Origin of the sequence: Bifidobacterium choladohabitans, from assembly GCF_016102005.1 — a bacterium.
Classification (GTDB): domain Bacteria; phylum Actinomycetota; class Actinomycetes; order Actinomycetales; family Bifidobacteriaceae; genus Bombiscardovia; species Bombiscardovia choladohabitans.
On the sequence record NZ_JACFPL010000005.1, the window covers coordinates 60,455 to 85,937 of the forward strand.

The 25,483-nt window shown below is 63.0% G+C and carries 16 protein-coding genes; 11 read left to right on the forward strand and 5 right to left on the reverse strand.

Going from position 1 to position 25,483, the window contains the following annotated elements; genetic code table 11:
* The first annotated feature begins 77 nt into the window (after positions 1 to 77).
* The 3 genes from H3S97_RS08030 to H3S97_RS08040 all read left to right on the forward strand — a co-directional run bounded on the left by H3S97_RS08030 (position 78) and on the right by H3S97_RS08040 (position 4,881).
* Positions 78 to 2,936: a heavy metal translocating P-type ATPase gene (locus H3S97_RS08030; protein ID WP_198220227.1), complete on the forward strand. Its 2,859-nt coding sequence runs from the start codon at positions 78 to 80 to the stop codon at positions 2,934 to 2,936.
* Between the two features lie 63 nt (positions 2,937 to 2,999).
* Positions 3,000 to 4,268 (forward strand): AAA family ATPase, encoded by a 1,269-nt coding sequence (locus H3S97_RS08035; protein WP_232356391.1) that lies wholly within the window; start codon positions 3,000 to 3,002, stop codon positions 4,266 to 4,268.
* On the forward strand, positions 4,261 to 4,881 hold the full coding sequence (locus H3S97_RS08040; protein ID WP_198220229.1) for a hypothetical protein: 621 nt from the start codon (positions 4,261 to 4,263) through the stop codon (positions 4,879 to 4,881). The genes H3S97_RS08035 and H3S97_RS08040 overlap by 8 nt, the downstream gene beginning before the upstream one ends.
* Here H3S97_RS08040 and H3S97_RS08045 read toward each other — a convergent pair whose 3' ends face one another.
* The 5 genes from H3S97_RS08045 to H3S97_RS08065 form a co-directional block, all read right to left on the reverse strand.
* Positions 4,882 to 5,973 (reverse strand): alpha/beta fold hydrolase, encoded by a 1,092-nt coding sequence (locus H3S97_RS08045; protein WP_198220230.1) that lies wholly within the window; start codon positions 5,971 to 5,973, stop codon positions 4,882 to 4,884.
* A gap of 36 nt (positions 5,974 to 6,009) precedes the next feature.
* Entirely contained in the window at positions 6,010 to 8,340 is a 2,331-nt protein-coding gene (locus H3S97_RS08050) for a YhgE/Pip domain-containing protein (protein WP_198220231.1), read from the reverse strand.
* Positions 8,340 to 10,973 (reverse strand): YhgE/Pip family protein, encoded by a 2,634-nt coding sequence (locus H3S97_RS08055; RefSeq protein WP_198220232.1) that lies wholly within the window; start codon positions 10,971 to 10,973, stop codon positions 8,340 to 8,342. The genes H3S97_RS08050 and H3S97_RS08055 overlap by 1 nt, the downstream gene beginning before the upstream one ends.
* Positions 10,974 to 11,249: 276 nt before the next feature.
* Positions 11,250 to 12,557 carry a chloride channel protein gene (locus H3S97_RS08060; protein ID WP_198220233.1) on the reverse strand — a complete coding sequence of 436 codons (1,308 nt, stop codon included), beginning with the start codon at positions 12,555 to 12,557 and terminating at the stop codon, positions 11,250 to 11,252.
* Between the two features lie 57 nt (positions 12,558 to 12,614).
* Entirely contained in the window at positions 12,615 to 15,023 is a 2,409-nt protein-coding gene (locus H3S97_RS08065) for a S9 family peptidase (protein ID WP_198220234.1), read from the reverse strand.
* Positions 15,024 to 15,362: 339 nt separating this feature from the next.
* On the opposite strand from H3S97_RS08065, the gene H3S97_RS08070 reads away from it, so the two are divergent.
* The 8 genes from H3S97_RS08070 (at position 15,363) to pknB (ending at position 25,420) form a co-directional block, all read left to right on the forward strand.
* Positions 15,363 to 16,247, forward strand: coding sequence for an InlB B-repeat-containing protein (locus H3S97_RS08070; protein WP_198220235.1), 885 nt, complete (start codon positions 15,363 to 15,365; stop codon positions 16,245 to 16,247).
* Between the two features lie 198 nt (positions 16,248 to 16,445).
* Positions 16,446 to 17,150, forward strand: coding sequence for an FhaA domain-containing protein (locus H3S97_RS08075; protein ID WP_015021121.1), 705 nt, complete (start codon positions 16,446 to 16,448; stop codon positions 17,148 to 17,150).
* Positions 17,151 to 17,186: 36 nt separating this feature from the next.
* A complete protein-coding gene (locus H3S97_RS08080; protein ID WP_373564724.1) occupies positions 17,187 to 17,702 on the forward strand; it encodes an FHA domain-containing protein FhaB/FipA in 516 nt (171 codons plus the stop codon).
* A 6-nt stretch (positions 17,703 to 17,708) separates the two neighbouring features.
* A complete protein-coding gene (locus H3S97_RS08085; protein WP_198184267.1) occupies positions 17,709 to 19,277 on the forward strand; it encodes a BofC C-terminal domain-containing protein in 1,569 nt (522 codons plus the stop codon).
* A gap of 2 nt (positions 19,278 to 19,279) precedes the next feature.
* A complete protein-coding gene (locus tag H3S97_RS08090) occupies positions 19,280 to 20,812 on the forward strand; it encodes an FtsW/RodA/SpoVE family cell cycle protein (protein WP_198220236.1) in 1,533 nt (510 codons plus the stop codon).
* Positions 20,809 to 22,272 (forward strand): peptidoglycan D,D-transpeptidase FtsI family protein, encoded by a 1,464-nt coding sequence (locus H3S97_RS08095; protein ID WP_198220237.1) that lies wholly within the window; start codon positions 20,809 to 20,811, stop codon positions 22,270 to 22,272. The genes H3S97_RS08090 and H3S97_RS08095 overlap by 4 nt, the downstream gene beginning before the upstream one ends.
* Entirely contained in the window at positions 22,269 to 23,261 is a 993-nt protein-coding gene (locus H3S97_RS08100) for a serine/threonine-protein kinase (protein WP_198184270.1), read from the forward strand. Before H3S97_RS08095 ends, H3S97_RS08100 begins: the two co-directional genes overlap by 4 nt.
* Positions 23,258 to 25,420, forward strand: coding sequence for a Stk1 family PASTA domain-containing Ser/Thr kinase (gene pknB / locus H3S97_RS08105; protein WP_198220238.1), 2,163 nt, complete (start codon positions 23,258 to 23,260; stop codon positions 25,418 to 25,420). Before H3S97_RS08100 ends, pknB begins: the two co-directional genes overlap by 4 nt.
* The last annotated feature ends 63 nt before the right edge of the window (positions 25,421 to 25,483 follow it).

Below are 25,483 nucleotides of genomic sequence, written 5' to 3' on the forward strand. Positions count from 1 at the left end.
GCCAGGGCTGACTCGAATTCATGAAACCCATCTCGAAATTCACTATCAGTATACCCCTGGGGGGTATAGTGGGCCACATGAGCAGCATCCTGGTCCTTATCGCGGCCCTGGCCATCACGGCGGGCATCATCTGGTACTTCTTCGCGCCCAGAAAGGCCACCCAAGCCAAGGATGAGGGCGGCGTCCAGACCGTCCACATCACGGTCAAGGGCGGATACAGCCCCCAGCTGATCCAGGTCCAGGCCGGGCGGCCGGTCAAGCTGGTCTTCGACCGCCAGGAGAGCGGAGAGTGCTCCTCGCATGTGGTCTTCAACGACTTCAACATCGACAAGACCCTGCCCGCCTTCCAGACCTCGACCGTCCAGCTGACCCCGCCCAAGGCCGGCGACTACCCCTTCGCCTGCGGGATGAACATGCTTCACGGGATGCTCCGGGCCACCGACGGACCCACGACCGGCAGTACCGAAGCACAATCCGAACAGGCACAAGGCAGCCAGCCACAAAGCGAGCGCCCACAAGCCGAACCCACCGCACCCGCCAAGTCCGCCCAGGCCAACGGCGGCAACGACCAGGACGAGGCGGATCAAGAGCGCTCGGCAGAAATCCGCGATCTGACCAGACGATTCATCGTGGCCCTGGTCTTCACGCTCCCGGTTTTCATCCCGGCCATGTTCGGCATGTTTCTACCCATGCCTCACTTTCTGATGAACCCCTGGGTCCAGCTGGTCCTGATATTGCCGGTCATGTTCTACTCGGGCTGGCCCATCCACCGCACCGGATGGCTGGCTCTGGCACACCGGGCACCGGAGATGAACTCCCTGGTCGCCCTGGGCACAGCCACGGCCTTCCTGTACTCACTGGTGGTCACCGTGGCCCCGCAGCTCCTGCCTGAAGGAAGCCGTGAACCCTACTATGAGGCCGTGGGGACCATCATCACCCTGATGATTCTCGGCCAGATCCTGGAGGCACGGGCCCGGCGCGGCACCGGCGATGCCATCCGCGCCCTTATCGGACTGAGGCCCAAGACCGCCACCGTGGTGAGGACCGGCCAGGACGGCAGGGAGACCACCCAGGAGATCGCCGTCGACGATGTGGCCGTCGGAGACGTGATTCAGGTCCATCCAGGCGAGAAGTTGCCGGTGGACGGTCAGGTTATCTCCGGTTCATCCTCAGTGGACGAATCCATGGTGACCGGCGAACCCATGCCCGTCCTCAAACAGGAGGGCGATTCCCTGGTCGGAGCCACCGTCAACGGCACAGGCTCCCTACGCTACAAGGCCACCCAGGTAGGGCAGGACACGGTTCTGGCCCAGATCATCCGGCTGGTCAAGACGGCTCAGACCTCCAAGGCACCCATCCAGAAGCTGGCCGACCGGATATCGTCAATCTTCATTCCCGGGGTCATCCTGGTGGCGCTCTGGACCTTCGTAGCCTGGTGGGCGTTCGGCCCCATGCCCCGCGGAGTATACGGAATCGTGGCGGCGGTCTCCGTCCTGGTCATCGCCTGCCCCTGCGCCCTGGGACTGGCCACTCCTCTATCCGTGACGATCGGTACCGGACGCGGCGCCCGTGCCGGCGTGCTCTACCGGTCGGCGGAGGCCCTGCAGGGGGCACATGACGTCGATACCATCGTCCTTGACAAGACCGGCACCATCACCCAGGGCCGGCCTGAACTGGCTGATGCCCTGAGCGTGCATGGGCTGGACGAGGACCTGCTGATCAGAGCGGCTGCGAGCGCCGAGAGCAATTCCGAGCACCCCCTGGCCCAGGCCATCGTCCAGGCTGCCAAGGATCGGAATCTGGATCTGGTCCCGGCCGAGGACTTCGACTCGGTCACCGGCGCCGGCATCGATGCGACCTTCCCCTCCGGCTCTTTTGACGGAAGCAAGGGCACCTCGCATGTTCTTGTCGGCAACCGCAGGCTGCTTGAGGGCAAGGGAATCGAACTTGAGGACGAAATGGCGGACCAAGCCGGCCCGCAATCCCTCTTCGACACCGCTCGCAGCTGGGAGGATCAGGGCCGCACGACCATCTTCGTAGCCATCGACGGCAGGCTTGCCGGGGTCCTGGCCGTGACCGACCAGGTCAAGTCCGGCTCCAAGCAGGCCATCCACGACATGAACGAGCGCGGCATCCAGACCATCATGCTGACCGGCGACAACCAAGGCACCGCCGAGCAGGTCGGCAGCCAGGTCGGAGTCACCCGGGTGGTGGCACAGATCCATCCCGAGGACAAGGCGAGCATCGTCAAGGCCCTCCAGGCCCAGGGGCACAAGGTGGCCATGATCGGCGACGGCATCAACGACGCCCCGGCCCTGGCCCAGGCCGACCTGGGCATGGCCATCGGTACCGGAACGGATGTGGCCATCGAGTCCGCCGATGTGACCCTGGTCTCGGGCGACCTGAACGCGGCCGTCAAGGCCATCGACCTGTCTGCCGCAACCATGCGCAACATCCACCAGAATCTCTGGTTCGCCTTCGGGTACAACGGCCTGGGCATCCCCATCGCCGCCGGCGTGCTCTACCCCTTCATCGGCCTCCTGCTCAACCCCATGATCGCCGGCGCAGCCATGGCCTTCTCATCCCTATCAGTGGTGCTCAACGCCAACCGGCTTCGGCACACGCCCCTGAAGGCCAGGCCGGTCAAGGAGGCCAAGCCAATCGACATGGATGCCCTGACCAGGGACCTCAGTATTTCCACCCACCAAGAACACAACCAAGAGAAAGGAAACGAGATGGGACTCTTCCATCGTCATGACGACATGCAGCAGGATCAGGCAACAACGGGCAAAGTCACCGACCCGGTCTGCGGCATGACCATCGACCCCAACACAGCCGCAGCCAAGCGCGACTACCAGGGCAAGACCTACTACTTCTGCTCGCAGAACTGCGTCAATACCTTCGATGCCGACCCGGAGAAGGTGCTCAACAAGTAAAATTGCAGGCGTATCATATTCCTGTAGACACTTTTTATGTCTACAGGAATATTGGTGACTATCATGCGTCTGCTCAGAATGGTCGTCGAGGGCCTTGAACCCTTTGAAAACCAGACCCTGGCCCTGGATCTTTACGCCCGCGACCAGGTCCGCTCGAAAACCCCTGGCAACGGACTGACTTATCTGGAGAACAGTCCAGGCAGTCACATTTACGCGCAGAACGTGCTGTGCCTTACAGGCATCAATGCATCTGGCAAAACCACGGCACTCAACGCCCTGGCTCTGGCTGTCAGCATTCTGAGCAGGGATGCCAGCCCTATGCTGTCCTCCGTCAGGTCCCTCAGCGCTTTCGGGCCCAGCCTGCAGATCTCTTTGATATTCGAGTCCAATCAGCAGTTCTATCTGCTCAAATCACAGCTGGATGCGGTCCGGAACGACAACGCCGATGAAAGCACGGACACGCTAGCAGATAGCACTTATCAGTTTTCTCAGGAACAGCTTTGGAAGTATCCACGCAAGTCCCTGCCCAAGTCCGTGCTTCGCAATACAGACGCTTTCCAACAACGCTCGGAACTGATCAAGGTCCGGCGTCCGGCAGCCCAATCCTCAGGCGATGCATCCACCGACACCTATCTGACCAAGGAGGCCTTCGACTACCTCTCGCCTCACTCCAGCATCGTTCTGCCAAAAACCAAGACGGATCTGACTCAGGTCATCGCCCGCATCGGACCAGAAACGTACTTCCCCATCGTTCCAGTCGGCACCATTGCCGATCCCGTACTGCACGTCTTCGATGACAGCATCGACTACTTCCATATCGACCAGGAACACCGCGCCCATCTGAGATTCGCCGGCACCTCTCAAGAGGTGGTCATGTCCAACATGGACACGGGCGGACTGCTCTCCCTGGGCACAGTCCGCGGATCCCGAATCGTCAAAGTAGCCATCCGGGTCCTGCGCACCGGCGGCTATCTGCTGATCGACGAAATCGAGAACAGCATCAACAAGGAGCTGGTGCGCATGATCATCAACCTCTTCATGTCTACGACCAGCAACCCTCACGGCGCCACACTGGTGTTCACGACCCACTATGCAGAGCTGCTCGATCTGATCCAGCGCAAGGACAATATTTACTTCCTCAGACGCGGCGAGGACGCGCGCAAGGGCATTCAGGCGATCAACTACTCAGAGGCAGTCAGGCGCGGGGAGCTTAAGCACAGCGAAGTCTTCCTATCCAACTACATCGGAGGCACCGCTCCCAAGGCAGCCGAACTCAAGGCCATGCGACAATACGTAGCTGGCCAGGTAGCCGGGCAAGAACATCATGCATAGTAGGCGGGAGGAGCTTGCAAGGGCCATCGGAGACGACGCAGTGCTCTTCTCCTGCGAAGGCGTGGCCGAGCAGGTCATCATCGACAAGCTGGTCACCAAGCATCTGACCTTCATCGATCAGGATCGCATCATCACCGACCCCTACAACAACGATGCCTGGTCAACCCGCGACAGAAGCGGCGAGAACCTGGCTCGGGACTTCCTGACCCAGGACTACGGACGAGACGTGACCATCTTCTGTATACAGGACCAGCTGGGCCACCGCACCTTGCTACGCCAGCCTTACGCTGAACATGCCCGGACCATCAACGTCACCACGCATCCCGAGATCGAGATGCTGATCGTCTGCCGCGAAGACAAGCTGGACGAGTACAACAGTTGGAAGTCGCACCATCGCGGCGCAAAGAACAGCAAGCTGAAGCCCAGTCTCTTCTGCAAGGAGGAGCTGGGCAAGGACGACTACAACTTCCGTAATGTCAAGAAATATCCCTTTCTGAATCAATACTGGGATGATGCGGATACGCTGGTCAGAGCTTTGGAACTGTACAGGGAAATGACCTCGGCAAAAAAGCAGGGCGATGACTTTCTGCTGGCAGATCTGCTCAACATCTGATCAGCGGTCGTCAGCGAGCTGCCAGGGCTGGTCGAAAAAGTCGAAGATGCGTTCCAAGTAAGGCCTCAGGACCTTGTCGGGCATCTGGTAGAGCTCGTGCATGCTGTCCGGGATGCGGACCAGCGTGGCCTGGCAGCCGCCCTGCTGGACCTGGTCGACAAAACGGTTCTGGGGCATCGGCAGCACAAACCGGTCGGGCTGAGCCTGGAAAAGCAGCAGAGGGGTCTCCACCCGGCTGCACCGGTCGGGACGCAGTATAGCCCGGCTCATCTCCAGGCTCTCCCTTACCCAGCCGAAGGTGGCGGCGCTGGTCTGGTAGTGCAGCTCCTTGGCCCGCAACTTATGGGTCCAGGCCACCCGAGTCTGGCTGCCATTGGGGTACTTGCCCATGTCCAGCTCGGGACGGAATGGGCCGAACCCCGGAACCATGCTGCGCGAACGGCCCATCATGCAGGCGGCGTTTGTCGCCGTCCAGGCCACCGAGGGCATGAACCCGGTCCGCGGCGCAATCATAGGTGATGACAGGACCGCCTTATCGATAAGCGAGGGGAAGGTTTCCAGCATCCGCGCAGCCACGCCGCCGCCCATGGAGTGAGCATAGAGGACCATGGGATTGTCCTGGGCATACTGCTGGCCCACCTGGGAGCAAAAGGCGGCCAAATCCGCCACATACCGCTGCCAATGATCCACCCAGATCAGGCTGGGATCGCTCACACCACGGCCGGAGAAACCGTGCCCCCAATGCTCGGGAATGCAGACGGAGTACCCCTGCATCAGGAAGTACCAGGCAATCTCCTGGTACTTGTCGGCGAATTCCGAAAAACCGAAGGAGATGATTACGGCCCCGCGCACTCGAGCCGAGCCGGACTCCACTGCGCCCTGGCGGAAGAGCGTCCTGTCATAGCAGACGTAATGCAGGAGCCGCGAGGGGTCCACACCGCTGAGATGGGCCTTGTCCAACACGGTTCCCCCATCCTCGCCGCCGTCATGGGAGATCATCCATCCATCACTGCGACAGGAGGCCAGGTCAGGAAGGACGCGATCCTTCATGATTTGGTCGTAGCGGCGCTCCTCAACCAGTTGGACGCTCATGCTCTCACCCTATACCACCTGCCGTTGGACTCGGCCCTACATGAGCCGGGTGCTCTCGAGGTTTCTGACAATCCAGTCATTGAAGCGGATGACGGGCTTGCGCAGGACCAGCCCCAGCAGCAGCGAAGGCACCAGGAAGAGGGCCAGGGTAGCCATCTCCCGCCAGAACTCCATGCCATAGGCTCCGGCAACGGCCGACTGCATGGCTCCGATGGCGTGGACGAAGGGCAGGAAGGGATAGACCCCCTGGAAGAAGCCGGGCAGGGTTTCCATGGGGAAAGTGCCGCCCGAGCCGGCCACCTGCATGACCAGGAGGATGACGGCGATGGCCTTGCCGATGTCACCGAAGGAGACGACGAGGGTATAGATCAGATTCATGAAGACGAAGGAGGTGAAAACCGCCACCAGCACGAACATCAGCGGATGGACGCATTGGACCTTCAGGTAGAAGAGGTCTCCCAGGGCTATCAGGCAACCCTGGAGGATGGCCATCAGGGCGAAGACCGCGAATCTGCCGAAGTACTCCTGGTAGAGCTGAAGGCCGAAGCGGCGGGCGTTGCCTGGCGACTCCGGGCGGAAGGCTCCCCAGGAGCGGCGGCCATCGGAATCCTCATCCAGGTCATCGGCCCTCTTCCAGGCATCCTGCAGGGAGTCCAGGTGCAGGATGAAGGCCTTCTTCTTGTCTGACAGAGCCACCTTCATCATGGCAGCCAGAATGGTGGCACCCACCCAGATGGAGAGGATGGTGTAGAAGGGGGTCATGGCCGACCCGTAGTTCATGACCGGGAAGACCGCATGCCGATGGATGCCGACCGGCGAGGACAGAAGTGCGGCCAGGGTTTCGGAATCCCCGCCCAGCAGGGATTTGACCTCCTGCGTATCCTTGCCCTGAGAAGCCTGGGTCAGGTGTCCCCCCAGGTCGGTCAGCCGCTTGGAGGCCTGGTCCAAGCGCTGGGAGATCTCCCCCAGCTGGTCCTTGGCCTGGCCGATGTCATTGGTCATAGGCCCCGTCAGCGCAGAGGCCCCCTTGACGGTTCCATTCAGACCTGTCAGCAGCCGGTCGGTCGAGGTGACCACGGTGTCCATGGAGGAAGCCAAGTCGTCCAGGCGGGGCTTCAGATCATTGCGGTACTGGGTACGGACCTGGTCCACCGAGGCGCGCGCCTGGGCAATCCTGTTCTTCAGGTCCTGGCGCTGACCGCCCAGCTTGTCCTTGCCCTCCTTGGCTGTCTGGGAGGCCTGGCTGATCCGGTCGGCCAGGTCGTGCTGGGAGGCTTGGGCCGCGCGCATTCCGGCCTGGGCCTGATCGATGGCGGTCAGCAGAGCCTGGCGCTGGTCAGCTGTCAGATTGGCATCGGATTCCACAGTGGCACGCAGATTCTCCAGGTTGGCGATCATCCCGTCGTAGTCAGCCGCCGAGTCTCTGATCCGCTGGCTCAGATCGTTCAGCTGGCTGCTGACGGCATCGCTCTGCTGGCCCACCTTGTCGAAGGCGTCGTCGATCTTGGAGCCGATGGTGTCATAGGCGCCCGAGGCCTGGTCGAGAGCGGTATCGACCGCCTGGGCCGACCCGGAGAGGGACTTGCCCAGATTCTTGGACCCCTTGGTTCCCTGTTTCAGGGCCTTCCTGGCATCGGCCATGGCGGAGTCGGACCGGCCCAGGATCCTGCCGGTGGAGTCGATCATCTTTCCTGAGGAGTCCAGAAGGCCCGCATAGGCATTCACCTGGCTGGAGGCGGTGGTCAGCCGCTGGGACATCTGATCGATGTGGTCGGTCGTCCTTGCCAGATAATCCTGGACCTGGGGGCTCTGGGAGTAGGTGAAGACCTGGCTGGCCAGGTCGATCCCCACCTGACCCACGGTCTTGACGAAGGTCTTGTCGATGGTCGTCGCCACGGTGTCGGCCCCCTGCTCGGTGACATGGGGGGCGATGGCGTTCTTCTTCTCGTTCAGGTAGTACTCGAGGTTGGCGTGCTTCACATCCTGCGAGAAGAGGGTCATCATGTCCGCGCTGAAATCCTTGGGGATGACGATGGCGGCATAGTACTCGCCCGAGCGCACCCCCTCCAGGGCCTGGTCACGGTTGACGAACCTCCAGTCCAGCTGGTCGTTGGCCCGCAGCGTGCTGGTGACCGTCTCCCCCACGTTGATCCTGACCGGAATCAGGTCGGACTTGTACCCCTTGTCGGTGTTGGCCACGGCCACCTTGATGGCCTTGGTGTTCTTGTAGGGGTCCCAGCTGGCGGCGATGTTGAACCAGGCATAGAGGGCCGGGACGATGATCAGGCCCATCAGGACGATGATGGCGATGACGTTGCTGGTGGCATCGGCCAGGTCCTTGCGCAGGATCCTCCAAATGTTCCTCATCAGCGGTCACCGTCCTCGTGAGCGTCTTCCTCATCGTGGTTCAGGACTGATTCGCGCACGGCCGTGGTCAGCCTGGTCATGGCCGAGGGACCCTGCCGACGCGGGCGGATCAGGGTGTGGAAGTCCATGCCGGGACGCTCGGCCAGACCCAGCTGCTGAACATAGCTGTCACAGATGTACTCGACGATGATCAGGTAGGCGTCTATCAGGACAATGGAGGCGATGCAGGCGATCAGCATGACGATCTTGGCCTCGGTGCTGAACAGCAGGATAAGGAAGAGCACCGGCAGCAGGACCAGGACCAGACCAGCCCGGATCAGCGTTGGATAGAGGGACAGGAAGCGATGCGCCCGCCGCCTTATGACGGCGCGGTAGTCGCCCTCGCCCAGGATGGAGCGGGCCAGGCTGCCCAAGCTCAGGCGACGGTCGGCCGAATGGTTCTGCTCGGTCAGCATCAGGTCGGTGGCGCCCAGCCGCCGATCGAAGAGGGCATTCAGGTTGAGCAAGTACCGCCGCACCACCAGTCCGATCAGGAGAGCTGCCGGCAGGTACCAGAAGACGTGAAGCATGTCCTGCCAATAGTGGTTGCCGTACATGCCGCCGATGGTCTCACGCATGGCGTTGATCCCGTAGGTGAAGGGCAGCCAGGGGTTCAGATTGCGGAAGAAGTCGGGCATCATCTCAATGGGATACATGCCCGAGGAGCCGGGTATCTGCAGGATGACCAGGACCACGGCCAGGGCCTTGCCGATGTGTCTGAAGGAAGCGGCCAAGGCATAGATGATATTGATGTAGACGAAGGAGGCGAAGACCCCGGCCAGGACGAACAGGGCCGGTTGCTGGCACTGGATGCCCAGCATCAGGTCACCCACTGTCGCAATCAGCGCCTGGAAGAAACCGACGAAGACCAGCAGAAGCCAGCGGCCCAGGTAGGCCTGGGTGGCGGTGCACCTGCGGATGCCCTCCTTGTCGACCTCCAGCTTGTAGATGGCTATCAGGATGAACCCGCCCACCCAGAGGGCCAGATTGGTATAGAAGGGTGCCACGGATGACCCGTAGCTGCTGACCGGGTAGACCGTGTGCGAGGCCAGCTCCACCGGCGAGGCCATGGCTTTCCCGAAGGATTCCGGGCTCAATCCCAGGGTCTGGGACATCCGGTTCCAGGCGGCCGAGGACCCTAGAGCGGCCACATCGGTGCGAACCCCCTCCAGGTCGGACCTGACCGAGGCCAGGGAGGTCTTGGTGGTGGACAGGGTCGACTGGGCCTGGCCGATGGTGGAATCCAGCTGATCCAGCAGGGCATCGGTCTGGGCGGCCGTGGTGGCCAGGCTGCTCAGGGCACCTTGAAGCGAGCCGTTGGAGGCGTTGAGGCTGTCCAGGCCGGTAAGGAGGTTGGGCATGGTGGTCCCCGTCAGGCTCTGGCTGGCCGCAGTCAGGGCCTTGATGCCTGTATCACCGGTGTCTGTCATGGCCGAGCTCAGGTCCGATGCGGCCTGCTTGCCTGAGTCCAGGGCCGTGGAGGAGTTCTTCTTGAAGGCATCCAGGGATGCCTTCTGCTGCTGGTTGGTCTTTTTCAGATTATCGATCTGCCGCTGAATACTCTCGTAGGCCGGATCCCCGGGATGCAGCCCGGACTGGTCCAGACCCGACTGGAACCGGTCCACGGCCTTCCCGTTGGTATCGACCAACTGACCCAGGCCGGAATTGACCCGGTCCACCTTGTCTTGGGTGGCATTCAGATCGGCAGTGATCCCGCCCGCAACTGTATTCACATCAGTGACCGCGCTGGACAGCCGCACCGACCCGTCCGCCAAGGCCTGGTTCAGGGCGGAGGAGAAGCGAAGACTGTCGTCACGGGTCCTGGTCATGTGGTCCTGGGCCTTGCTCAGGGTGGCCTGAGTGGCCGATATCTGACTCTGCAGGTCCTTGATGTCGCTTCTGGAGCCGGCCACGGTCCGCCGGGCCTGGCCCATGGTGGAACCGATTCGTTCAAGCTGGCCGTCCGTCCGATCCAGCTGGCCGATGATGTCCCCCAGATCACCCACCACCTGGCTGCGGCTCTGCTCGGCCGCGCCCTGGGCATCGCCGGCGGTCTGCAGAACCTTCCCGGCCAGCGCATCGCTGACGGCCGAGACGAAAACGGTGTTGATCTCCTGATCGATGGTGGAGGCGCCGGTGTCGGTCACCTTGGGAGCGATGGCGTTCTTCTTCTCATTGACGTAATAGTTCAGAGCAGGCCTGTTCCCGGTCCCCTCGACGATGCCGACCAGGTCGGCGCTGAACCGTTCAGGGATGATGATGGCCGCGTAGCACTGGCCCGAGTGGACCTCTTCAATGGCTCTCTGATCGTCGTCCATGAACTTCCAGCCCAGGCTTTTGTTGGCGCGCAGCTCCTGGATGACCGATCTGCCGGCGTTGATCCTGCCAGTTTCCGCGGATTGCGCTCCTCGATCCATGCTGACGACGGCCACGGGAAGGTTCTTGGCGTTGCTGTAAGGGTCCCAGAGGGCCATGATGTTGAACCAGGCATAGAGGGAGGGCAGCACGGCCACGCCGATGGTCACGACCAGGGCCACGGGGTTGCGCAGTATTCGCCAGAGATCTCGCCTGAAGATGGCCAACACGGTCTTCACCGCCAGGCACCTCCTTCTTGTCTGTCCGGGGGATCACGGCACTGGCCTGCTCCACGCGGATTGGCTGCATCCTCCCGGGACCTACGTCCGGCCCGAGTATAGCCACCCTTCCTTACTGGCCCGGACCAGTCAGCTGATTGTGAATGCCCATGCAAGGCCGGAGGCGGCAGGGCAGACACGCGACCAGTGGTGGTTTCATCGTATATGAGTAAGGACTGAATCTATCGGCATCACGCAAGGCCGGACCCTCAGGGCAACACGGACCCAGACGACGGTTTATGACTTGGACACGAACAGACGTGAGACCGCCATCGACAGGGCCACAGCCAGACCCATGGGCATAAAGGCCATGACCGGCAGGTGGCATACCTCCATGAGCATGAGCATGGCCATGAGCGGAGCCTGCTGGGAGGCGGCCAGCAGGGAGGCGGCGCCAATGACGGCACACTGCCAGACCGGCAGGCCGGGCACAAGGCAGGCCAGCAACAGCCCCAGAACAGCACCCATGGCGGATCCCAGGGCTATGGAAGGCGTCAAGGTGCCGCCGAAGGCCCCGGCACGGATGGTGGCTGTGGTCAGCAGGGCCTTGGCCAGTGCGAAGAGGACCAGGAGGGCAAGGGACTGAGTCAACTGGAGCCCGGAGAACCCGGCAGGCGGGCGCTGATCCATGCCCATCTGGGCCAGAGCCCGGCCGTTGCCCATGACCTGGGGAACAGCCAGGGCGACCAGACCGGTCAGCAGAGCAACCCCCGTCAGCTGCCAGATGGCCGCAGGACCATTGGTCCTATGGGCCTCTGCCCAGGAGGTCATCCGCCGGAATCCGGCCCCCAGCAGTCCCATGACCGGTCCGATCAGGAGGACCACTGCCATGAGCCAGGGCCGGAAGGACTCGGAACCAACCTTATAGTAGGGGGCAAATCCCTTGATGGATCCGCCGACCAGGGTAGCCAGGGCTGACATGGCCAGATTGACCGTCACCACCTCGGCATCCACCCGCCGCAGCAGCACCTCGATGCCGAAAAAAGCCCCGGTCAGAGGCGCAATGTAAATGCCGGCGAATCCCGCACCCGCAGCCGAGGCAACCAGCAGCGGGCCGTCCTGATCACGCAGCCCCAGCCGTCGGCCCATCCTGGTCCAGAGACCGCCCAGAAGGGCCCCGGCCTCGCGAGGGGCCACCTCCCTGCCTATGGAGCCACCAGCAGCCACAAAAAAGATCTGGGTAAGCACATGAACCACAGTCCGTCCCGGGGGCATAGGCGCACCTTTGACAGCCTGGCCTACCGAGGGAACCAGCCTGTTCCTCGTCCGCAGCCAGGCCCAGACCAGTCCGGCCACCAGTCCGGCAATGGTCACTGAGACCAGCCTTCTGATAGGCGGCACCACCTCAGCCGTGGGAGCCTCCGGAGTCTCGGTGAAACCCAGTAGACCGGCCTGAGTCAGCTCGAAGAACCTTGCCAGCAGGCCCGAAGAAAGTCCGACCAACAGACCCAGGCAGAGCACCGAGACCGCCAGGCCCCAGCTGCGGGGAAGCCGGAATCCGCGATTGGGTCCTGGAGTCTGGTCAGGCTTTCGTTGGGTATGCACAACCCCAATCTAGCGGAAGCAACCGCCAGCAGAGCGTCAGCCCAAGCAGCCTTTCTGTCAGTCCGTCTTGTTCTTGAGGGCCTCCCGCAGGAAGTCCCGCTGCAGAATAAGCAGGTTCTCGGCCACAGTCTCGTCATTGGTCATGTGGGTGATGCCAGTCAGCGGCAGGACCGTATGGGGACGGCCGGCCGCCATCAGAGCGCCGGAGAGCCTCAGGGTGTTGGCCACCGAAACGTTATCGTCCGCAAACCCATGGATCAGCATCAGCGGGCGACGCAGCGAGGGGGCGTCATCAATGATCCCGTTGCGGCGGTAGACGGCCGGGTCCAGACCCAGATAGCGTTCGGTGTAGTGAGTGTCGTAAAGAGTCCAGTCCGTGGGCGGGGCGCCAGCGCAGGCCGCATGGATCCGGTCGGGAGCCCGCAAAACCGACAGGGCCGACAGGAAGCCGCCATAGGACCAGCCGATCATGGCCACATGCCCCAGGTCGGCCTCGGGAGCGAAGTCCGGCAGGGCCTCCAGAGCCTCAAGCTGGTCATCCAGAGTCACCTGGGCCATGTCCTCGAAGATGGCCCGATCCCAGGCAGGACCACGACCAGGCGTGCCCCGGCCGTCGGCGGTCAGGACCAGGAAGCCCTGATCAGCCCACCACTGGGACTCCCAGTAGTAGGACTGGTTGAAGACGACCTGCTGGGCACCTGGCCCGCCATAGGGTTTGAGCAGGACGGGCAGGCTGTCGGCGCTGGCGTAGGGGCTGGATTCGGACGGCCTGACGATGGCTGCGAACAACTCGTGCTGGCCCATGCGCACGAAGTCCACGTTGGGGGTGAACCCGGGATCGCTGCTGGTGTCGGCCAGAACGGCGCTCATGGCTCCCTGGCTATTGATATGACCGGCGTCCACGGCCCGGCGATCAGGGCGATCCTGATGCTCCGGCCGTGCAGGTTCGCCAGTCTGCCGAACGCTGCTGTCGGGGCGGGCTTCGCCCACCAGGCCCAGCCCTTCAGCGCCCAGTCGGTCCAAATCCCCGTCAGCCCCCAGGTAGCAGTGGCGCACCTGTCCCTGCGCCGAAGCCATGGTCCGGCCGCTGACCACAATGCCATGGCCGGCTCGCGAGGCGGACCACACCCCAGGCAGACGGTTGAGCACATGGATGGAACCGTCGTAGCCCAGACGCATCAGGTCGAAGCTGCGGGGGTCAGTGGAGACCACCGCCAGCACATCGCGGTCCCCCACGGACAGCACCTGCCGAATCTGGCAGCCAGCCGGGGAGAATACCCTCCCGTCCAAACGTAGCCGCGTGGTGTCGGCTTCAGTATCGATGAAGGCGTCCACCAACCCACCCTGGGGCCGGTAGGCCGGCAACCCGGGCACCAGGTCGATCCACTGGTCGTTGCCATGCTCCTGCAGCACCCTGGTGGCCACCTTGGGCGCCACCTCGGGATCAAGCAGGGTCATATTCTGTCCCGGCTCCAAGCCCTGACGGGTATCCGGGACCTGCACATCCAGGATCCTGTCCTCGGTCTGGCGGCGGTTCTGAACCAGCAGCAGGGGCCGATGCCCGTCCTGCCAGCGGACCACAGCCAGGTACTCGAAGGCCTGATGGTCCCAGTCCACCTCACCCACCCAGGGGTCGGCATTATCCTGGCCCAGGAGGACCAGGCTCAGTCCGACGCGGGCGTTGGCGGTCAGAGCCTGGGGATACCGCCGGGCGCGCGGCCCGACCTGGGGATTGGCCGGATCGCTGATGTACCAGATCGGCTCATCGGAGGAATCAGTGTGCTCGACCAGCAGTGCCTTGGAATCCGGCGACCACCAGAACCCCTGGTAGCGGTCCATCTCCTCGCCGGCCACGAACTCGGCCAGCCCCAGCCGCATCCGATCATCGGTGCCTGGGCGCAGGGCCAGGACAGCCCTTTCTCGATCCTGCCCGGCATCCTGCCCAATGGTGACCACCATCAGGCGGTCGCCAGTGGTATAGGCCACCATGCTGCCGTCCGGGCTGATGGCAGGATTGAGCACAGGCGAATCGCTGTCTTCCAAACTCAGGACCCGCGTGGAGGCGGTGAGACCATCAGGGGCAATCAGCGAGAGCCAGAGCCGACCGCCCAAGGCAAAGACCACCCGATCCCCGGCATCATCCACGCTGTAAGTGACAATGCCCTCACCGCCCTCTCGCGAGCGCTCCCTGCGGGCCAGCTCGGCGGCCGGCACCTGTTCCTGGTCCGCATCCTCCAGCAGGGCCCTTGGGTCAGCCAGGAGCACCTCATGGTGGCGGCCTTCCTGGTCAAAGACGGACAGCCAGAGCCCGGTCACCAGGTCTTCAGGTCCGTCGGAGCGCAGGAATACGGCCCGCGAACCGTCCCCCACCGCCAGGGCCGACCGTGGCGCACCCAACGTAAACCGCAGGGTCCGGGCCTTGGCCCGCGGATATGCCTCCATCGCCCGATCCACCTCTTCGGCCATGCTCGCTCCTCGAATATCTCTGACATGATCCCCATGACCATGTGTCTGCCACGATGATAAGCGCCCAGATGCCAAAGGGGAATTCGAATAACTCAACTGCGATGCGCTGCCCGATTATCAGCAAGCGTCAATCGTTCTACATGAGAAATTTTTATCGCCGATAAGGCATATTCCCGGACTACGACCAGCCGATGACCATTCCGTGCGCTAGAATTGTAGCGTGTTGTCGCCAAAGATTGGTCGATGATGCCTGTTTCCCAGGGGTCGGGGTGTCAAGGCAGGACACCCCCATGAATGTATCTGGGGAGCAACCGACAATAGAGAAAATAGAGGTAACCGATGAATATCATGGTTCGTTTCAAACGCGCATGCGCAGTACTCGCTGCCGGCGCCACCCTGGCTGGCGGCTTAGCACTGCTGCCCACCGTGGCCCAGGCTGTGGAGAGCAAGAATGTCCAGACCAAGGCCGCTCCTTACACAATCATATTCCACGACTCCTATGGTCCTCGGGGGGATAAGGGGCAGGAGAAGACAACCACTCTGCACACCGACGCCAGCGGCAAGCTGGATCCCAACACCAACACGATTCCAGAGCCTACAGTGCCCGATCAGAATATGAAAGCTGATGGCTGGTCTATCAATGGATTTGGTGGCCCAGCTGATGACCCAGATTCACAAAAAATCGACTTCAACACCCATGTTTTCACCGAAGACGCGGATGTCTATCCTCACTTCGTCCAGATAAACCCCATCACTTACAACATCACTTTCGTCACTATAAATCCGGAAGATATCGAAGAATCCACCGCGAACGTGATGCAAACCAATGGTGAGGGAAAGCTATCTGAGGAACCCACGGTTCACAACTTCGATGGTTACACCTTCGACGGTTGGTTTAACGAAAATGGCGGGTCCCGTTACGTCCCCGGTGGCACCTACAACGCAGACACTACTTTCATGGCCAGGTACACCAAGGTGACCACTCCCAACGAGCCTAACAAGCCTGGTCAGACCGCTCCGGTTGACAACAACACCAAGCAGCCTGCCAAGGACAACAACAAGGCTCCAGCCAAGGATCCGAATAAGAAGGACACCAAGAACAACAAGAACAACAACAATCTGGCCAAGACCGGCGCCGACGCCACGGCTCCTCTGGCCATCGCCGCTGGCCTCTGCCTGGCTGCCGGCATCACCCTGGGTCTGCGTCGCAAGCTGGCTCTGTGAGTCCGCAGGCTTCGGCCTGACCTATGATGATTGAAGTTCAAAGGCCCCCGGTCCATTGTGGCCACGGGGCCTTATCCATACCCGGCAGTCGCGGTCGTTCGAACCTGTTCATTGGAGAAATTGCAAGCATCCGACCGCCCATTACCCCCTTCCGGCAGGGTCACGTACTATGAAAGGGTTATATGGAAAGGGATGACTATGAGCGTTCTCGATCGTTTCGAGAAGAGCGTGGAAGGCGCCGTTAACGGTGTCTTCTCGAAGTTCGGCTCCAAGGACCTACAGCCCGTCGACCTGTCGAGCGCCCTCGAGCGTGAGATAGACTCACAGGCCATGCCCGTCGGTCGCGACCGCACCGTGGCGCCCAACGAGTATCGATTCAGACTATCCACACCAGACTTCGACCGCATCGAGCAGTGGGGTTCGGAGGCTCTGGCCAACGAGCTGGCAGACAACCTGACCAAGTACGCCGAAAGCCAGCACTATGCCTTCGTCGGCCCGGTCGTGGTCATCTTCGAGGAGGACCTCAACCTGAACAAGGGCGACTTCCACCTGTCTGCCGAGTCGGTCCAGGGCAACGCGGCACCTGTGACCACACCCGAAGAGTCCAAGGACTGCCCGGTGTTGGAGATCAACGGTCGCCAGTACCTGCTGACCGCCCCCATCACCACCATCGGCCGTGGATCCTCCTGCGACATCGTCATCGACGACGCAGGCATCTCCCGCCGACACCTGCAGATCGAGATCACCGACAAGGGCGTGGTAGCCCGCGATCTGGGGTCCACCAACGGCACCTATGTAGAGGGGCATCAGGTTCCCGCAGCCACCCTGCTGGACGGCAATACCATCACCATCGGCCGTACCCGCATCCTCTACTGGGCATCGTCGCAGGAACAGGATTCGTAAGTCGCCCAGACCTTGAAGTAAGGTCGAATCATTATGCTGACTGAACTGACATTCGCCATCCTCAAATACGGATTCCTGGCTCTGTTATGGGTATTCGTATGGCTGGCCATCCGTTCACTCCGCAAAGACATCGAAACCTTCAGCCCCAAGACTTCTCATACCCGCCGACGCAGTGAACGCGCAGCCCAGCGCAAGCTGCCCGCAGCCGCCAGATCCGTGCCTATCGCCCCGGTCAGCAAAACAGAGCCTGCAAGCGATGAGCCCTCCCTGCTGGTGGTCATCGACGGACCCCTGGCCGGCTCCTCCACGCCGCTGTCCGGACGACCCATCACCCTGGGCCGCTCCTCCTCGAACACCCTGGTGCTGGACGACGAGTTCGTCTCCGGCCATCATGCGCGGGTCTACCAGGATCCTGCATCGGGCCGATGGGCCATCGAGGATCTGGGGTCCACCAACGGCACCGTCGTCTCGGGGCAGAAAATCACGGCGCCGACAATCCTACCGGCGGAGGTTCCCGTGCGCATCGGAGCCACCACCTTCGAGCTGAGGTAGTCGCCCATGACCAGGAACGATGCGAACAAAAAGCTGTTCCTCTACTCCACGGCGGTTTCTGACGTGGGGTACGTGCGCAGCAACAACCAGGATTCCGCCTTCGCCGGTGAGCGCCTTGTGGCCATGTGCGACGGCATGGGCGGCCACGCAGGCGGGGATACGGCCTCGACCATAGCCATCCGATCCCTGGCCCACATCGAACGCGACGACCGGGAGCAGGACGTGCAGTCCCTGGCCCGGATGATGGAGACCTCGGTCATCGCGGCCCATGACGCCATCGTGGGCAAGGCCAAGCGCGAACACCGCCTGTCAGGCATGGGCACCACGGTCACGGCCCTGGCTCTGGCCGACGACTCCTGGGTACTGGCCCATATCGGCGACTCCCGGGCCTACCTCCTGCGGGAGGGCAAGCTGATCCGGATGACCCAGGACCACTCCTACGTGCAGCATCTGATCGACACCGGCCGCATCTCCCCGGCCGAGGCCCGCAACCACCCTCAGCGCAACGTGGTCATGCGGGTCCTTGGGGACTTCGACATCGACCCCCGCCCGGACATCTCCATCTCCAAGGCCCTGCCCGCAGACCGTTGGATGATCTGCTCGGACGGCCTCTGCGGCGTTCTTGAGGACTCGACCATCGCCGAGGTGCTGTCCTCGGTCTCGGACCAGGCGGAGTGCGCCCAGCAACTGGTCACCTTCGCCCTGAAGGCCGGCAGCACCGACAACGTGACCGTGGTCATCGCCGATGCCACGCTGGCCCTGGATGCCGATGCCTTCGATCTGCCCCATCAGACCCCTCTGGTCGGCGGCGCAGCCAGCTCCAACCTGGAGGCCCTGGCCGACATCCTGGATGAGCCCGTAGCGGCCGCACCGCGCCTGCGCGACGAGTCCCGGGAGTCCCCCGCCAAGCGGGCCGCCGACCTGACACAGGACCGGGATGCCGGCAAACAGGAGGACGAGGATGACGAAGGCCGCACCGCCCAACCCTCGGCTGCCCGCGAGGAGAGCGGCGAACGGCATGTGCCCGATACCAGCGAAATCCCCATAGTCCACAAGAAGGACGGCTCGGACTCAGCCGACCCTTACGACCCGGACGTGGCCGACGCCATCCACAAGGAGCACCTGGAGCAACGCAAGCGCCAGCGCTCACGGCACCGGCGGATTCGGCTGATCCTGGCCGGCATCATCGCCCTGGTGATCCTGGTCCTGGCCGGAGGTACGGCGGCGGCCTACCGCTGGAGCCAGGAACAGTACTACCTGGGCACGGATCAGGGCCGGGTGGCCATCTACCAGGGCGTGCCCACCAAGGCCTTCGCCCTCTCGCTGTCCCACCCGGTGCAGACCACGGACATCGCTGTCAAGGGGCTTCCCCAGTCCTGGCGTGACCAGCTGGAAGAGGGCATCACCGTCTCCAGCATGGACGATGCCAAGGAGCACGCCCGTCTGATCCGCAAGGAGGCCGGCGACCTCAAACGCGAGCAGGCCAAGGAGACCAAGGACGAGTCCGACCAAGCGTCGACTTCTCCTTCAGCCTCGCCCTCACCGTCGGAAACCGATCAGAGCGGGCGGCAGTAGTCATGATCATCACCCGTCTGCGCCGCATAGGCCTTCTGCTCTTCTCCCTGCTGGTGGGGTTCATCGGCTTCTTCCAGATGTTCGCCCGTGCGGCGGGCCGCTTCCCCGGGGATTACGCCGCCCTGCTGGCAGTCACCGCCGCCCTCTTCATCGCCCTCTGGGTCCTGCTGGAGATTTTCCAGCCTTACGGCAGCCAGGCCATCCTGCCCAGCATCGTCATCCTGAGCTCACTGGGTATCACCCTGATCACCCGCATAGATCTGCGCAACGCCCGGATCGGCCAGCCCACACGAGTGGGCTTCACCCAGCTGATCTGGCTGTGTCTGGCCCTGGTCCTGTGCGGACTGCTGGTGGTGCTGCTCCGGGACTACAGGCTGCTGCGACGCTTCTCCTATGTGAGCATGGTGGTGGGCCTGGTCCTGCTCCTGTCGCCCATGCTGCCCGGCATCGGCCGCGAGATCGGCGGCGCCCGCATCTGGATAGGCGTAGGGTCGCACACCCTGCAGCCCGGCGAATTCGCCAAGCTCTTCCTGGCCTTCTTCTTCGCCGCCTATCTGTTCGACCACCGGGACCAGCTGGCCGTGGGCGGCAAGAAGTTCCTGGGCATGCGGATGCCCCGAATCAAGGACTTTGGCCCCATCATCATCGTCTGGCTTATTTCGCTGGCAGTCCTGGTCATCCAGCATGATCTGGGCACCTCGCTGATGTACTTCGCCATGTTCGTCTCCATGCTCTATGTGGCCACCGGCCGCACCAGCTGGATCGCCATCGGCTCGGTATTCTTCGTCATCGGAGCCGTAGCCGCATCCATGATCTTCGCCCATGTGGGCGCCCGTGTGGACGCCTGGCTGCACCCCTTCAGCGATGCTGAGTTCGGCAAGGCCTTCGGCGGGTCCGGCCAGCTGGTGCGCGGCATCTTCGGCCTGGCCGCCGGCGGGCTGACCGGCACCGGCCTGGGCCAGGGACGCCCCTGGATCACCCCCCTGGCCAACTCCGACTTCATCTATACATCGGTGGGCGAGGAGCTTGGGCTGAGCGGCCTGCTGGTGGTCCTGGCTCTCTACCTGGTCATCGTGGCCTCGGGCATGATCACGGCCATGAAGATCAAGGACGGTTTCGGCAAGCTCCTGGCCTCCGGTCTGGTCTTCACCATGGCCTTCCAGGTCTTCACCGTGGTGGGCGGCATCACCTTGGTCATCCCCCTGACCGGCCTGACCATGCCCTACATGGCGGCGGGCGGCTCCAGCCTGGTGGCCAACTGTATCCTGGCCGTCCTGCTGATCATCATCTCCAACGCAGCCAATAAGCCTGCGCCGCAGGTCAGCTCGGACACCTTCAAGTACGAGGCCCTGGCCGTGCTGCGTCAACAGGAGACCAGCAAGCGCAGCGGACAGGACGACTCGGACTTTGATTCGAACCCCGACGACCAAGAGTCCCGCGGTCGTCATGCCGGGCCGACCGATCAGGATGAGGAAACCGACCTGCCAGCCACCGGCCGCATCCCCGTCCGCCAGGTGCGAGGAGGTGGACAGTGAACAAGGCCCTGCGTCAACTCTTCAACGCCGTCATCATCCTCTTCGTCATCCTGGGGCTTTCCAGCTCCATCATCATGGTGATCCGGGCGGGCAACCTTAACTCGGACCCCCGCAATCTGCGCGCCCTCTATCACGAGTATGCGGCGCCCAGGGGGGCCATCCTGACATCGGACGGCGCCGTCATGGCCCAGTCCGACCCCATCAACGACTCCTTCCAGTACCAGCGGCACTACCACAAGGGAGCCGTCTACTCGCCCATCACCGGCTACTACTCCATCACCAGCCCGGCAGACCGGGGAATCGAGGCCTCGCGCGACCGACTGCTGAGCGGCCAGTCCGACAGCCTGTGGATGGACCGGCTCAAGTCCCTCTTCACCGGCACCCAGAACAAGGGCGCCTCCATCGAGACCTCCATCAATCCCAAGATGCAGGAGGCCGCCTACGCCATGCTGGGCAACTTGTCCGGTTCCGTAGTGGCCATCGAGCCCTCCACAGGCCGCATCCTGACCATGGTCAGCACGCCGAGCTACAACCCCGAAGACCTGACCGCCCACGACAGCGGGGATGCCTCCCAGGCCTACCAGAAGCTGGCCTCCCGTTCCGACAACCCCATGCTCAACCGGGCCACCTCGCAGCTGTATCCGCCGGGGTCCACCTTCAAGGTGGTTGTGGCCGCCGCCGCCCTGGAGTCCGGCCAGTATCACCCCGACAGCCAACTGCCGGCCGGGGCCTCATACACCCTGCCTGGCACCAATTACAATCTGACCAATTCCACTTCCGCGGCCAACGGATCCAACGGCAAGATCAGCCTGGAGAACGCCCTGGCCTACTCATCCAACACGGCCTTCTCCCAGCTGGGGGTCGCCCTGGGCGACAAGACGCTGGCAGCACAGGCCCGAAAGTTCGGCTACGGCTCCACCATCACCCTGGACGGGACCAACTCCACAGGACGGCCCATGAAGGCCGTGGCCTCCAAGTTCCCCGAGGACCAGTCCCAGGATCGGCTCGCCTTGGCCTCCATCGGCCAGGGGGACACCCTGTCCACTCCGCTGCAGGCTGCCATGACGGCCGCTGCCGTGGCCAACGGGGGCAAGCTCATGCAGCCGACCCTGGTGGACCGGGTGCGCTCCAGCGACCTGAGCGTCATCAGCGAGACAACGCCCTCAGTCTACTCACAGGCCTTCTCCTCGGACACCGCCAAGGCCCTGACCACCATGATGGAGGCAGTGACCACCAAGAGCTACCCGAATCTGGCCATCCCCGGCATGCAGGTGGCCGCCAAGTCCGGCACGGCTCAGATCGGTGCAGGCAATACGGCAAATGACGGGTGGATGATAGGATTCGCTCCGGCCGACAAGCCCAAGGTAGCCGTAGCCGTTGTGGTGCATGGAATCTCCACCTACGGCATAGATGCCGCCGGGCCGATCATGAAACGCGTCATGCAGGAGGCTGCCAAGTGAAACTCATACAAGGACAGCTCATCCATCGACGGTACCGACTGGACCGCCGCCTGGCCCAAGGGGGCATGGGCGAAGTCTGGAAGGGCTACGACATAGAATTGGGCCGCGTGGTGGCCATCAAGGCCCTGCGCGAGGATCTGACCAACGAGGAGTCCAAGCTGCTGCGGCTGCGGGCGGAGGCGCACAATTCCGCCAACCTGGCCCACCCCAACATCGCCGCCCTCTTCGAGTACTACGAGCACGACGGCATCGGATTCCTGATCATGGAGTACGTGCCCAGCCAATCCCTGGCAGAGATCTACCGGGACCGGGGCGCCCTGGACCCGATCGAGCTGCTGCCCATCCTGATACAGACGGCCCGAGGGCTCTATGTGGCCCACTCCCACGGGGTCATCCACCGGGACGTCAAGCCAGCCAACATCATGGTCTCCGACACCGGCGAGGTCAAGATCACCGATTTCGGCGTCTCCTACTCCACCAACCAGGGACAGATCACCCAGGACGGCATGGTGGTGGGCACGGCCCAGTACATCTCGCCCGAGCAGGCCCAGGGCCTCCAGGCCACGCCCCAGTCCGACATCTACTCCCTGGGCGTGGTGGCCTACGAGGGGCTCTGCGGGCACCGACCCTTTACCGGAGCAACCCCGGTGGACATCGCCGCGGCACACGTCAACGACCCTGTGCCGCCACTGCCCGACTCGGTGGACAACCAACTCATGAACTTCGTCATGTCCATGCTGGCCAAGGACCCGCGAGACCGCCCGGCGAATGCCCTGGTGGTCTCGCACACGCTGGCCAGGATCGAACAGCGGTTGCTGGATCAGCAGCTGGGCGAGACGGAGGTCATCGACCCGCGCGCACCCATGCCTCGACGCATTGTGAGCAGGCCACACGCGGCAAAAGACATCTTCAGGCCCTTCTGGGGGCACTATGGAGAAGGAAGCGCACAGCGCGGCCTTGAAGCGACGAACGGAGGGGATACCCTATGAGCATCACACTGCCGCCGTCCCTAGCGGACGGACGCTACCGTCTGGGACAGCTGATCGGACGCGGTGGCATGGCCGAGGTCCACAAGGCTGTGGACACGCGTTTGGGAAGGACGGTCGCGGTCAAGATCATGCGTTCCGATCTGGCCAACGACGAGGTCTTCCTATCGCGGTTCCGCCGGGAGGCCCACTCGGTCGCGCTGCTCAACAACCCCAACATCGTCTCCATCTACGACTCTGGCGAGGAGATACTGACAGACGACCAGGGCAACCATGAGCGGGTGCCCTACCTGGTCATGGAGTACGTCAAGGGCCAGACCCTGCGGTCCATCCTCAAGGAGAACGGGGCCCTGAGCCAGCGCGACAGCGAGCAGGTCATGCTGGGCATGCTGAGCGCCCTGGACTACTCCCACCACATGGGCGTCATCCACCGGGACATCAAGCCCGGCAACATCATGATCTCGGAGCAGGGCATCGTCAAGGTCATGGACTTCGGCATCGCCCGGGCCATGGACGATTCGGCCGCCACAATGACCCAGTCCCAGGGCGTGGTGGGCACGGCCCAGTACCTGAGCCCCGAGCAGGCCCGCGGCGAGAGCGTGGACATGCGCTCCGACCTCTACTCGGCCGGCTGCGTCCTCTACGAAATGCTGACCGGGCGGCCGCCCTTCAACGGGGATTCGGCCGTGGCCATCGCCTACCAGCACGTCACCGAGGTGGCCACCCCGCCCAGCACCATCGTGCCCGGTCTGCCGAAGATGTGGGATTCCATCTGCGCCAAGGCCATGGCCAAGGACCGCCAGAACCGGTACGCCACAGCCGCCGCCTTCAAGAGCGACATCCTTGCCTTCATGAACGGCGGGACCCCGGTGGCTGCCGCCTTCAACCCGCTGACCGACCTGGCCAACGTCAAGGCCCGCAAGGATGCCGAGCAGGGCACCGAAACGGCCACCATGCCGCTGACCGAAGAGGAGACGGCCGCCACCCAGGCCTTCAACCCTGTTCAGGACCCGCTCAATCCGGCCGCTGCCACCGATGTTGCAACGGCTGAGCGCACGGTCACCAAGGCGGCCCAGAAGAAGTCCAAACGGCGCAAGAAGATCATCATCGGCGCCATCGTGGCGGCTTTGGTCCTGGTGCTCGCCGGACTGGGCGCTTGGAATGTGCTAAGCCGAAACCGCCATCCGATGGCCGAGGTGCCTACCATCAACGCGCAGATGTCGCGTATCCTTGCCCGTGAGAAGGTCACCGCCGCAGGCTTCCACTACCAGGAGAAGGAAGACAACGACTCGGCCGAACCCAAGGGGACCTTCACCAAGCAGAGCCCCAAGGGCGGAAGCATGGCTCCCAAGGGCTCCACAGTGACCGTCTGGTTCTCCTCCGGACCCAAGGACACGGCCATCCCCGATGTCAAGGGCATGACCCAGCAGGAGGCCCGCAGTGCCCTGGAGAAGGCCGGATTCAAGGTCTCCCCCGCCGCCTCCGTGGAAGACAGCCAGGACGTACCCAAGGACCACGTGACCCGCACGGATCCTGCCGCGGGCCAGAGCGTGGCCAAGGGGACCAGCATCCTGGTCTACATCTCCTCGGGCATGACCAAGGTGCCCGATCTGTCTGGCAAGACCAAGGACGACGCGACCAAGACCCTACAGAGCCTGCACTTCAACATCACCATCCGCGAGCAGGCCTCCAACACCGTGGCCAAGGACATGGTCATCAGCACCGATCCGGCTGCCGGGTCCTCCATCCAGCAGGGAGCCATGATCACGGTCACCGTGAGCAACGGCATGCAGCTGGGCAACTACGTCGGCATGACCCTGGGCGAGGCCAAACGCAACCTGGGCCAGGGTGTCAACATCACGGTCAACGGCCCCAACAACGACAACGCCGTGGTCACCGGCCAGGATCCCACATCAGGTTCCTCCTTCGACAAGTCCAAGGACACCATCACCCTGACCACGGCCATCAGCGTCCCGCCCTTCTCCCAGGGCGAGACCTTGGGCAGCTATCGGCAGAAGCTGACCAACAGCGGCGTCAGCGCCGACAGGATCACTTCCGTCGGCAAGGACACGGACAAGGTGACCGCGGTAAGTCCCGGAGCCGGGAGCAGGGTGGACGACAACACCCCCATCACGGTGACCACCGTCAGCTCCACCAACTGACCCTATGGCCCGGCGGTCAAAGTCTTGCCGCCGGGCCATATCGTTGGTCATATAGCCGGACAG